The following is an 11,966-nucleotide window of genomic DNA, read 5'->3' on the forward strand; positions in this document are numbered from 1 at the left end:
ACTCTGTTTCGGGTTTTCCGGAACGCGCGCTCCGGATCTCCTGTGTCCCGAGCCTCCTTCCTGCTTCACTGGAGGCATGACGATGCACGAAGCAGAACCGCACGGCGCCGGTCTCGGCCAGCGACTGAACTGGCTGCGCGCGGGGGTGCTGGGCGCCAACGACGGCATCGTCTCCGTCGCCTCCCTGGTCGTCGGAGTGGCCGGCGCCACGACCGACAACGCCGCGCTCCTCACCGCGGGCATCGCCGGCCTCGTCGGCGGAGCGATCTCCATGGCCCTCGGGGAGTACGTGTCGGTGAGCAGCCAGCGCGACAGTGAGCGCGCACTGATCGCGAAGGAGCGCGAAGAGCTGCGCACGATGCCTGCGGTGGAGCTCGACGAGCTCACCCAGCTCTACCGCGACCGCGGGCTCTCCGACGAGACGGCACGTCAGGTGGCGGTAGAGCTCACCGCGCACGACGCCCTCGCCGCTCACCTGGAGGTCGAGCTCGGCATCGACCAGGACGACCTCGTGAATCCGTGGCATGCGGCGATGTCCTCGGCGATCGCCTTCACTCTCGGTGCACTCCTGCCCTTGCTGGCCATCCTCCTCCCGCCCCCGGAATGGCGGGTGCCGGTGACCTTCGTCGCGGTCCTCCTTGCTCTGGCCGTGACCGGAACCGTCTCAGCCAGGATCGGAGGATCCGCGCCGGTGCGCGCATCGATCCGGCTGGTGCTCGGCGGAGCACTCGCCCTCGCCGCCACATGGCTCATCGGCACACTGCTCGGCACCACCGGCGTCGTGTAGCAACCGCTCGAGGGAACGACGAAGGGCGGATGCCGCAGCATCCGCCCTTCGTGTGTCCGTGTGAGGGATCAGTTCGACATGAACCCGACGAGCAATCCGCCCGTCACCTTCACGGCGAGGTTGTAGATGCCGGCGACCACGGCGCCGAGCACCGTGAAGACGATGAGATTCAGGATGGCGACGACCGCCGCGAAGGCCATGACCTGCGGCAGTCCGACGACCTCGGACAGCACGAAAGCGTTGTCGGTGATGCCGACCAGGAAGCTCTCGGCCGTCGTCATGACGTTCGTCGCCTGGAGCACCAGGAAGATGAGGAAGAACGACACCATCGTGACGACCGCGAGGGCCACGGCTCCGAGGAACGACAGCTTCACCGCCGACCAGAAGTCGACGTAGACCAGACGAAGCCGGACCTGCTTGCCGCCTGTCTTGCGTGTCGACTTCTTCGCCAGCTTGTCGGCCACTGTACTCATGCGTCTGTATCCTCGGGGGTTTCTGTCGTCTCAGGTGCCTGGATCTCGGCATCCTCCGCTTCGGCCTCTTCTTCGGCGAGGCCACGCTCACCGTTACGGGCGATGGCGAGGATGCGATCGGCCTCCGTCGTCCGGGCGAACACCACTCCCATGGTGTCGCGACCCTTGGCGGGGACCTCGGCCACGGCAGAGCGTACCACCTTGCCGCTGGACAGAACCACCAAGACCTCGTCGTCCTCTGCGACGATCAGACCGCCCGCGAGAGTGCCCCGATCGTCGTTCAACTTGGCGACCTTGATGCCTGTCCCGCCGCGTCCCTGGACCCGGTATTCCTCGATCGCGGTGCGCTTCGCGTAGCCGCCGTCGGTGACGACGAAGACGAACTTCCCCGGGGCGGCGACGGAGGCCGAGAGCAGGGAGTCGTCGTCGATCTTGAACTTCATGCCCCGAACACCGGCCGTCGCGCGACCCATCGGACGCAGCGCCTCATCGGTCGCCTCGAAGCGCACCGACATCCCGTGCCGGCTGATGAGGAGGATGTCGTCCTCCGCGTTCACGAGGAGCGCGCTGACCAGCTCGTCCTCCTCGTTCAGACGGATCGCGATGACGCCGCCCTGGCGGTTGGTGTCGTACGTGTCGAGCCGGGTCTTCTTGACGAGGCCCTCCCGTGTGGCGAGCACGAGGTAGTCCGCCACCCCGTAGTCACGGATGTCGAGCACCTGGGCGATGCTCTCATCGGGCTGAAGTGCGAGGAGGTTCGCGACGTGCATGCCCTTGGCGTCGCGTCCGGCCTCCGGCACCTCGTAGGTCTTCGCGCGGTAGACCCGGCCCTTGTCGGTGAAGAACAGCAGCCAGTGGTGCGTGGTCGTCACGAAGAAGTGCTCGACGATGTCGTTCGCCCGCAACTGAGCGCCCTTGACGCCCTTGCCGCCACGGTGCTGGGAGCGGTAGTTGTCACTGCGCGTGCGCTTGATGTAGCCCTCGCGCGTGACGGTCACCACCATCTCTTCTTCGGCGATGAGGTCTTCCATCGACACATCGCCGTCGAAGCCGTGCAGGATGTGCGTGCGACGCTCGTCACCGAAGCGGTCGACGATGCCGGTCAGCTCTTCGCGGATGATCACACGCTGACGACCCTCGTCGGCGAGGATCGCCTTGTAGTCCGCGATCTGGGCCTCGAGCTCGTTCGCCTGATCGATGATCCGCTGACGCTCGAGAGCTGCGAGGCGACGCAGCTGCATCTGCAGGATCGCATCGGCCTGGATCTCGTCGATGTCGAGGAGCTTCTGGAGACCCTCGTTCGCATCCGCCGTGGTCTGCGACCGTCGGATGAGCGCGATGACCTCGTCGAGCGCGTCGAGCGCCTTCAGATATCCGCGCAGGATGTGCATCCGTTTCTCGGCCTCGCGCAGCCGGAACTCTGTGCGTCGCACGATCACATCGATCTGGTGGGAGATCCAGTGCGTGATGAACCCGTCGATCGCGAGCGTGCGCGGCACACCGTCCACGATCGCGAGCATGTTCGCGCCGAAGTTCTCCTGCAGCTGCGTGTGCTTGTACAGGTTGTTGAGCACGACCTTCGCGACGGCGTCGCGCTTGAGCACGACGACCAGACGCTGACCCGTGCGGTCCGAGGACTCGTCACGGATGTCGGCGATGCCGGTGATCTTGCCGTCACGGGCCAGGTCGCCGATCTTGACCGCGACGTTGTCGGGGTTGACCTGATAAGGCAGCTCGGTGATGACGAGGCAGGTACGACCCTGGATCTCCTCGACGTTGACGACCGCGCGCATCGTGATCGAGCCGCGACCGGTCCGATACGCCTCGTGGATGCCCTTCGTCCCGAGGATCTGCGCGCCGGTCGGGAAGTCGGGGCCGGGAACGCGCTGGATCAGACCGTCGAGCAGCTCCTCGCGGGGGATGCCGGGGTTGTCCAGCGCCCACAGCGCCGCATCCGCCACCTCGCGCAGGTTGTGCGGCGGGATGTTCGTGGCCATGCCGACCGCGATACCGACGGAACCGTTGACGAGCAGGTTCGGGAACCGGGCGGGGAGAACCGTCGGCTCCTGCGTCTGACCGTCGTAGTTGTCGGTGAAGTCGACGGTCTCCTCTTCGATGTCGCGCACCATCTCGAGCGCGAGCGGAGCCATCTTCGTCTCGGTGTATCGCGGAGCCGCGGCGCCCATGTTCCCGGGGGAACCGAAGTTGCCCTGCCCGAGAGCGAGCGGGTAGCGGAGGGACCACGGCTGAACCAGTCGCACGAGGGCGTCGTAGATCGCCGAGTCGCCATGCGGGTGGTACTGGCCCATGACCTCGCCGACCACACGCGCGCACTTGGAGAACGACTTGTCCGGGCGGAACCCTCCGTCGTACATGCCGTAGATCACACGGCGGTGCACCGGCTTGAGTCCGTCGCGCACATCGGGGAGGGCGCGCCCCACGATGACGGCCATGGCGTAGTCGAGGTAGCTGCGCTGCATCTCCGACTGCAGGTCGACCTGGTCGATCTTGCCGTGATCGTGTTCCGGTTCGGTGCGTTCTTCGTCAGTCATGAATCAATCTCTCTGTCACACATCTGGTCTGAGCCCGCGGGCATCAGATGTCGAGGAAGCGGACGTCCTTGGCGTTGCGCTGGATGAAGCTGCGTCGGGACTCGACGTCCTCGCCCATCAGCACACTGAAGATCTCGTCGGCCGCGGCCGCGTCCTCGATGGTGATCTGCTGCAGGGTGCGCGTGGTGTGGTCCATCGTCGTCTCCCACAGCTCCTTGGGGTTCATCTCACCGAGACCCTTGTAGCGCTGGATGCCGGCATCCTTCGGGATCCGCTTGCCGTTCTCGAGGCCGTGTGCGAGCAGGGCGTCGCGCTCGGCGTCGCTGAACACATACTCGTGTGCGGAGTTCGACCACTTCAGGCGGTAGAGCGGCGGCATCGCGAGGTAGACGAAGCCGGCCTCGATGAGCCCGCGCATGTAGCGGAACAGCAGGGTGAGCAGCAGAGTCGTGATGTGCTGGCCGTCGACATCGGCATCCGCCATCAGGACGATCTTGTGATAGCGGGCCTTCTCGATGTCGAACTCTTCGCCGATCCCCGTGCCGAAGGCCTGGATCATCGCCTGGACTTCCTTGTTGCCCAGCGCCTTGTCGAGACGTGCACGCTCGACGTTGAGGATCTTCCCCCGGAGCGCCAGGATCGCCTGCGTGTGCGGGTCGCGACCCTGCACCGCGGAACCACCGGCCGAGTCACCCTCGACGAGGAAGATCTCGCTGATGGAGGGATCCTTGCTGGTGCAGTCCTTGAGCTTGTCCGGCATGGCCGCCGACTCGAAAACGCTCTTGCGGCGAGCGGTTTCGCGGGCCTTGCGAGCGGCGAGACGAGCGGTCGCGGCATCGATCGCCTTGCGGACGACGTTCTTGGCCTGGTTCGGGTTGCGCTCGAGCCAGTCGCCGAGCTGATCGCCGACGACCTTCTGCACGAACGCCTTCGCCTCCGTGTTGCCGAGCTTGGTCTTGGTCTGACCTTCGAACTGCGGCTCGCCGAGCTTGATCGAGATGACCGCGGTCAGTCCCTCACGCACGTCGTCACCGGAGAGGTTGTCGTCCTTCTCCTTGAGGAGGTTGTTCGCCCGGGCGTACTTGTTGACCAGTGTGGTCAGAGCTGCCCGGAAGCCCTCCTCGTGCGTCCCGCCTTCGTGGGTGTTGATCGTGTTCGCATAGGTGAAGACGTTCTCGGTGTAGGACGTCGTCCACTGCATCGCGACCTCGAGGGAGATCTTGCGCTCGGTGTCCTCCGATTCGAAGGCGATGATCTCGTCGTTCACGACTTCGGCGTGACGCACCTTGTTGAGGTACTCGACGTAGTCGACGAGTCCGCGCTCGTAGTAGAACACGTCACCGGGCTGCTTGGTGACGGTCGCGCCGTCTTCCTCGACCTCGTACGCAGACGACTCCCGCTCGTCACGCAGCTCGATGCGCAGTCCCTTGTTGAGGAACGCCATCTGCTGGAATCGTGTGCGCAGCGTGTCGTAGTCGAACTCGATCGTCTCGGTGAAGATCGAGGCGTCCGGCCAGAACGTGATGCTGGTTCCGGTCTCCTCGGTCGCCTCGCCCTTCTCGAGCTTCTGCTGCGGGATGCCGCCGTCGGCGAAGCTGTGCCGCCAGACGAAGCCCTTCTGCTTGACCTCGACGTCGAAGCGCGTCGAGAGCGCGTTCACGACCGAGGATCCGACACCGTGCAGACCACCGGAGACGGCGTAGGCGCCCCCTCCGAACTTTCCGCCGGCGTGCAGGATCGTGAGCACGACCTCGACCGTCGACTTGTTCGGGTCGGAAGAGTGCGGGTCCACCGGGATGCCTCGACCGTTGTCGACCACACGCACGCCACCGTCGGCGAGCATCGTCACGAAGATCGTGTCGGCGTATCCGGCGAGGGCCTCATCGACCGAGTTGTCGACGATCTCGTAGACGAGGTGGTGCAGACCGCGCGGTCCCGTGGAACCGATGTACATACCGGGACGCTTGCGGACGGCTTCGAGGCCTTCGAGGATCTGGATCGAGTCGGCGCCGTACTCCCCGGGCTGCTTCGCCTTGGGTGCAATGGTGCCCTGGTCCTCGGGGGTTCCCCCGATGTTCGATTCCGTCTCGTCAGCGGGGGATTCAGGCGTCATCAGAGGGCATTCTCCACATCGATATCACGAACTGCCATTCTAGCGGAGTTTCGTGGGGAAACACCGCTCTACGGCCGTGTGTGGCCCTCTGAGCGTTTCTGACCCCTTGCGTGGTGTCCTACCCGTAGGTATCGCGCGGGCCCCGCCCTGGAACGGCTCTGGGACCCCATTTCCACGAGGGGACGTCCGGTCCGATGAAGCGCAGGTTCTCCACGCCGGCCTCCGGATAGCGGCGACCGATCTCGGTGAGAATCGTCGCGCGCATGAACTGCAGGTTCTTCGCCCATGCCGTCGAGTCGCACTTCACGGTGAGCAATCCTCGCTCCAGGGAGACGGGTTCGGAGTGCTTCGCCGTGTCGGCGCCCGCGAGATCCGCCCACTGACGGACGAGGTCTTCCCTGGCCAGAGTGATCTGCCACCCCGAGTCGCGGCTCAGCTTGTCCAGGACCGCGCCGAGGGTCCCGGGGTCCCGCCCGGGTGTGAACGGCGCGTTGTCGTCATCGGTCGTGATGCGACGCTTGCGCTTCCAGCTCTTCGAGCTCGGCTGCAGACCGCGCAGACGCAGGTAGGTGCCGACCGTCTCGGGGACATCGGCAGCGGGAGTCGGTGCGGCGTCAGTCATCGGCTGCCTCCCGTTCATCGCTGATCGTCCCGGCGCTGATGCGCACCACATGCGCGTGCAGCACCTCAGGGATATCTTCCTCCACCGCCGCGGTCACCACGACCTGTTCGTACCCTGCGGTGAGGGCTGCGAGTCGTCGACGCCGGTCCGCATCGAGCTCGGCGAACACGTCGTCGAGGATCAGGACCGGATCGCCGGCGGGGGATTCGCTGCGCAACAGCTCCGCCGACGCCAGCCGGAGCGCGAGCGCGACCGACCAGGACTCCCCGTGCGAGGCGTACCCCTTCACCGGAAGGTCGCGGACACGGAGCACGAGATCGTCCCGATGCGGTCCGGTGAGTGTGAGGCCGCGGTCGAGTTCGTTGGAACGCTTCGCCGCGAGAGAGGCCCGGAAGAGGTCCGCGATGCGGTTCGGATCGCTGAGCCTGTCGGCGGGGGAGACCTCTTCGGGTCCGCCCTCATCCTCTTCGGGGTCGCCGCCACCGACCGAGAGCGCCCATTCCAACTGCGGACGATGATCTGCACCGGCGATCGCTTCATACGCATCGGCGACGGGTTGTTGGAGATCGACGGCCAACCGCTGTCGAGCCGTGATGATCTCGGACCCCAGTGAGACCAGCTTGTCGTCCCACACATCGAGGGTGCTCAGACCTTCGCCCCGGATGCCGCGGGCACGCGCCGACTTCAGCAGGGCATTGCGCTGCTTGAGCACACGGTCGTAGTCGGCGAGCACGCCCGCCATCCGTGGAGTGCGCTGGATGAGGAGCTGGTCGCTGAACCGGCGGCGGGCGGACGGGTCGCCCCGGACGATCTGCAGGTCCTCCGGCGCGAAGAGGACGACGTGCGCGTAGCGAGGCAGCTCGTTCGGCTTGGACGGAGAGCCGTTGATGCGTGCCTTGTTCGACCCCTGCCTGTTCACCTGCACTTCGGCGAGCACTCGACGCTCGCCGTGCGAGAGCCGCGCCCGGATGACCGCGAACTCCTGCCCGTCACGCACCATGGGTGCATCGGACGACACGCGATGTGAACCGAGAGTGGCCAGGAACACGACCGCTTCCGCCAGGTTCGTCTTTCCCTGCCCGTTTCGTCCGACGAGCACGTTCGGCCCCCGGTGGAGAGTGAGTTCCGCGGTCGCGTAGTTGCGGAAATCGACCAGGCTCAGGTGCTCCACAATCACGGAGTCAGCCTACCTTCGAGGTCTGACAACGAATGCGGGGCGAGGTGCGGGATCAGCGAAGGAGGAGGTTCGGCTGCAGCAGGTACTTGAAGGAGTCGAGGCCCGCCTGGTCGACCGAGGTCTGGCTCGTGATCAGCACGGGGCTGAGCTTGTTGGCGTTGTCGCTCGACGTGAACGTCACGCGGACGAACTCGCTCTTGACCGCTCCGAGAGCCTCGATCAGGTACTGGGGGTTGAGGCCGAGCGTGACCTCGTCGCCGCCGGACAGGATCGCGTCGACCGACTCGGATGCGCGCGCGTGGTCTCCACCGGAGGCATCCATGGTCACGCTGTCGCTCGAGAACGTGAATCGCAGCGGCGCCGCACGATCGAGGACGAGCGAGACACGGCGGACGGCTTCGACGAGGTCGGCCGTGTTGACGACCGCGTAGTGGTCGGTCTGCTCGGGGAAAAGGCGTCGGACCGGGGGGAAGTTGCCCTTGATGAGCAGCGAGGTCACGGTCTTGTTGCCGGCGGTGAAGGCGATGATCTCGCGATCGCCCGCGCCGGAGAAGGCCACCTGGATGTTGCCGGCGTGACCGAAGGTCTTCCCGACCTCGAGCAGGGTGCGTGCCGGCACCAGCGCTGTCGCCTCGACGGACTCGCCGTCCCACGGCACATCGCGGAGCGATACCCGATAGCGGTCCGTGGCGACCAGGCTCAGAGTGTGTCCGGAGACTTCGAGCTGCACACCGGTGAGGACGGGAGTGACGTCGTCGCGTGATGCGGCGAAGCCGACCTGTGCGATCGCCGTGCCGAATTCCTCAGCCGGAACGACACCGGAGGATCCGTTCACCTCGGGGATGGACGGATATTCCTCGACCGGCATGGCGGCGAGTGTGAATCGGGCCGAACCGCAGGTGACGGCGATCCCACCGTCTTCCTCTACGGCGATCTCGATCGGAGCGTTCGGGAGGCGGCTGGCGATGTCGGAGAGAAGACGGCCGTGGACGAGGATCGTGCCGGGGGTCTCGACCGTGGCTTCGATGGTCGTCCGAGCGGAGGCCTCGTAGTCGAAGGCGGAGAGCGTGAGGCTGGATCCGTCCGCTTCGATCAGGACTCCGGCGAGGATCGGTTGCGGATTGCGCTGCGGCAGAAGCTTGACGACGAACGAGACAGCCTCGCTGAAGACATCGCGGTTGACCTGAAACCTCACGGGTGCTCCCTTGTCGTCGAACTGTGACGCGTCGTCGTCGGCCCTGCCGGTGCAGGGCTTCCCATGCTAGCCCCACAGTCCTGCGTATCCCTACGCCGAGGTTTCCTGTCATCCGTTCGTCGGTTCTCCCCACCGTCTGGTGATCGGATCGCGCCTTGAATGACTTAACTCCTTAACGGTGTTAACAGCTGTGGATACTGTGGATAAGTCGGTGGATATCAGGAGCGAGTAGGGAACTACACGCTTGTCAGTTGTGGAAACCCTGAGGAATCCGCGGGATCCCGGTCCTGGGGACAACCGAGGTGTTGTCCGAGTTATCCACAGGTTTGGGTGTTCAGCTCACATTCGTCCCGATGGAATCCACGATCATCCACAAGTTATCCACATGTGCATAGAGGCATCTATCGAGAGATCAGAATCCCTGTCGGGCACACAAAAAAGTGGAGGACCGCATCCATTCGGGTGCGGTCCTCCACTTTTTCGGAGGTGCGGCGTGTCAGCGTCGGCCGAGCTGCGTCGTGATCTCGGTGACCTGGTTGTAGATGGAGCGACGCTCCTTCATGAGCTCACTGATCTTCTTGTAGGCGTACATGACCGTGGTGTGGTCGCGGTTGCCGAACAGCTGACCGATCTTCGGCAGGGACAGGCTCGTTCGCTCCCTGCACAGATACATGGCGATCTGTCGTGACGTGGCGATCTGCTGCGATCGGCTCGAACCGTAGAGATCGTCCACGGTGAGCTTGAAGTACTGCGCCGTGGCCGTGATGATGTCGGTCGGCGAGATGATGTTGTCCTCCGCCGTGTCGATGATGTCGCGGAGCACGGTCTGCGCGAGGGAGATGTCGAGGGCAGAGCGGTTCAGGCTCGCGAACGCGGAGACGCGGATGAGTGCACCCTCGAGCTCGCGGATGTTCGAGGAGACGACGGTCGCGATGTACTCGAGCACCTCGTCGGGGATGTGGAGGGCCTCGCTCTGCGCCTTCTTGCGGAGGATCGCGATGCGGGTTTCGAGGTCCGGTGCCTGCACATCGGTGATGAGGCCCCACTCGAAGCGGCTCCGCATCCGATCCTCGAAGCCCGTCAAGTGCTTCGGCGCGACATCACTGGTGATGACGACCTGCTTGTTGTGATCGTGCAGCGTGTTGAACGTGTGGAAGAACGCTTCCTGGGTCTCGGCGCGACCCTGCAGGAACTGGATGTCGTCGATGAGGAGGATGTCGACGTCGCGGTACCTGGCCTGGAACGCGGCACCGCGGTTGTTCGCGATCGAGTTGATGAAGTCGTTCGTGAACTCCTCGCTCGAGACATAGCGGACCTTGACTCCGGCGTAGAGCGACTGCGCGTAGTCACCGATCGCGTGGAGGAGGTGCGTCTTGCCGAGTCCGGAGTCGCCGTAGATGAACAACGGGTTGTACGCCTTGGCCGGCGCCTCGGCCACGGCGACCGCCGCAGCGTGTGCGAATCGGTTGGACTGGCCGATGACGAAGTTGTCGAAGGTGTACTTCGGGTTCAGCCGGGATTCGTGACGCAGCTGTGTGGGCTGCTCCATCGGAGACTCGACGCGGCTCTGCTCCGTGCGTCCGAAGTCTCCGACGGCGATGGGGGCCGTCTGCTGCTCCGCCAGTTCGTGGTTCACGACGACGCGGTAGGACGTGACCTCTTCGCCGATGTGCGAAAGGGCCTCCATGATCGGGAGTCGGAGACGCTTGTTGATCTGCGCTGCGGTCAGATCGTTGGGGACTTCGAGGTACAGCGTCGCGGACATGACGCCGGCCGGGACGGCGAGGCTGAGGAAGCCCTGCAGCTGGGGGGTGACGCGATCGTCGTCGGCCAGCAGCTCCTGCACCGTGGTCCAGATCGGGACGTCGGGCTGGGCAGGTGATGTCATGACGCTCCGGACGAGGAATCGAGGCGGGGTCGACGTGCCGTGCCCCCTGTGGATAACTTAGGATGCCACGGTAGTCATCCCGGCTGTGAACGGCAACCTGCCCTTGAAAACACGCGCGCGTGTTGTGCCTGCCGGGCGCGCCTCGGTTGTGGATAATGGCTGTGCGGTGCCCGCCGGGCCGCCCTCGCGGAAGCGCGCAGATTTGCTCTGCGCGCCGGTAAGACGTACCCTAAGTCGGTTGACTTATGCCATTTTTGGCAGTTCCCCATGTCTCCGGTCGAAGTGAATCCGGTGGCAGCATTCCCGGAGTGATTCCATGAGCAAGCGCACTTTCCAGCCCAACAACCGTCGTCGCGCCAAGAAGCACGGCTTCCGTGCCCGCATGCGCACGCGTGCCGGCCGCGGCATCCTCGCTGCACGCCGCGCGAAGGGCCGCACCGAGCTCTCTGCGTAGTCCGCTGTGCTCGCCCGCCCGTATCGACTGACCCGCGGGAGCGACTACCGTCTGGTCGTTCGACGTGGATCCCGTTGTGGTGGGGCGCGCGTCATCACCTCGGTGCTGGCGACGGGCGAGAACAGGGCCGCGAGGTTCGGATTCATCATCAGCAAGCAGGTGGGCACCGCTGTGGTGCGCAACACCGTGCGTCGGCGACTCAAAGCCGTGTGCGCGGAGGCGCTCCCGCGCGTCCCTGAGGGCACGGATGTCGTCATCCGTGCCCTTCCTGCGTCCTCCAGCGCGACTTTCGCGGATCTTCGCGCCGACGTCGATCGCTGCCTGAGCAGACTCGCGCCCGCCACGGTGTCGGCATGACCGCGCTACCGGCGTCTTCTGTGGGAACGGCGCGATGGCATGCGCGTGACCTGGTGCGAACCATCCCGGTGATCCCCCGGAACCTCGTGCTGGGGTTCCTCACGGCGTACCGCAAGGTGATCTCCCCGATGTATGGAGATGTCTGTGCGTACTACCCCAGCTGTTCGGCTTACGCTGTAGGTGCGGTGCAGCAGCATGGTGCAGTGAAGGGAGCGGCGCTCTCGGCGTGGCGCATCCTCCGCTGCAATCCCTGGACCAGCGGCGGCGTCGATGACGTCCGGCCGCACGACCACTTCCGTTACGACTTGACCACACACGGTTTCGTCGTCCCTTCCCGAAAGGACTGAT

At 65.1% G+C, this 11,966-nt stretch carries 11 protein-coding genes; 4 read left to right on the top strand and 7 right to left on the bottom strand.

Annotated features, from left to right (window positions below; translation table 11 throughout):
- Nucleotides 1-76 precede the first annotated feature (76 nt).
- Entirely contained in the window at nt 77-787 is a 711-nt protein-coding gene (locus E0W80_RS05640) for a VIT family protein (RefSeq protein ID WP_131491646.1), read from the top strand.
- 68 nt (nt 788-855) lie between these two features.
- On the opposite strand, the gene E0W80_RS05645 is transcribed toward E0W80_RS05640, so the two are convergent.
- The 7 genes from E0W80_RS05645 to dnaA all read right to left on the bottom strand — a co-directional run bounded on the left by E0W80_RS05645 (nt 856) and on the right by dnaA (nt 10,807).
- Nucleotides 856-1,260, bottom strand: coding sequence for a DUF3566 domain-containing protein (locus tag E0W80_RS05645; RefSeq protein WP_047519752.1), 405 nt, complete (start codon nt 1,258-1,260; stop codon nt 856-858).
- Complete coding sequence (gene gyrA, locus E0W80_RS05650; protein ID WP_131491647.1) at nt 1,257-3,812, bottom strand: DNA gyrase subunit A; 2,556 nt, start codon at nt 3,810-3,812, stop codon at nt 1,257-1,259. The genes E0W80_RS05645 and gyrA overlap by 4 nt, the downstream gene beginning before the upstream one ends.
- A 43-nt stretch (nt 3,813-3,855) precedes the next feature.
- A complete protein-coding gene (gene gyrB, locus E0W80_RS05655; RefSeq protein ID WP_052193261.1) occupies nt 3,856-5,925 on the bottom strand; it encodes a DNA topoisomerase (ATP-hydrolyzing) subunit B in 2,070 nt (689 codons plus the stop codon).
- A gap of 118 nt (nt 5,926-6,043) precedes the next feature.
- Nucleotides 6,044-6,547, bottom strand: a complete 504-nt coding sequence (locus E0W80_RS05660; protein WP_131491648.1) for a DciA family protein — start codon at nt 6,545-6,547, stop codon at nt 6,044-6,046.
- Entirely contained in the window at nt 6,540-7,724 is a 1,185-nt protein-coding gene (recF, locus tag E0W80_RS05665; protein ID WP_131491649.1) for a DNA replication/repair protein RecF, read from the bottom strand. The genes E0W80_RS05660 and recF overlap by 8 nt, the downstream gene beginning before the upstream one ends.
- Before the next feature lie 52 nt (nt 7,725-7,776).
- Nucleotides 7,777-8,919 (bottom strand): DNA polymerase III subunit beta, encoded by a 1,143-nt coding sequence (gene dnaN, locus E0W80_RS05670; protein WP_047519758.1) that lies wholly within the window; start codon nt 8,917-8,919, stop codon nt 7,777-7,779.
- Nucleotides 8,920-9,415: 496 nt separating this feature from the next.
- Nucleotides 9,416-10,807, bottom strand: coding sequence for a chromosomal replication initiator protein DnaA (dnaA, locus tag E0W80_RS05675; protein ID WP_131491650.1), 1,392 nt, complete (start codon nt 10,805-10,807; stop codon nt 9,416-9,418).
- Between the two features lie 316 nt (nt 10,808-11,123).
- Between dnaA and rpmH the strand changes: the two genes are divergently transcribed.
- From rpmH to yidD, 3 genes are read left to right on the top strand one after another with little or no spacing between them, the layout of a single operon-like run.
- Nucleotides 11,124-11,261 (top strand): 50S ribosomal protein L34, encoded by a 138-nt coding sequence (rpmH, locus tag E0W80_RS05680; RefSeq protein ID WP_013584598.1) that lies wholly within the window; start codon nt 11,124-11,126, stop codon nt 11,259-11,261.
- Between the two features lie 6 nt (nt 11,262-11,267).
- Nucleotides 11,268-11,618 (top strand): ribonuclease P protein component, encoded by a 351-nt coding sequence (gene rnpA / locus E0W80_RS05685; protein WP_131491651.1) that lies wholly within the window; start codon nt 11,268-11,270, stop codon nt 11,616-11,618.
- Nucleotides 11,615-11,965: a membrane protein insertion efficiency factor YidD gene (gene yidD, locus E0W80_RS05690; protein WP_081996891.1), complete on the top strand. Its 351-nt coding sequence runs from the start codon at nt 11,615-11,617 to the stop codon at nt 11,963-11,965. Before rnpA ends, yidD begins: the two co-directional genes overlap by 4 nt.
- Nucleotide 11,966 lies beyond the last annotated feature (1 nt).

It is taken from the genome of Microbacterium sp. PI-1, assembly GCF_004337555.1.
GTDB lineage: Bacteria > Actinomycetota > Actinomycetes > Actinomycetales > Microbacteriaceae > Microbacterium > Microbacterium aurugineum.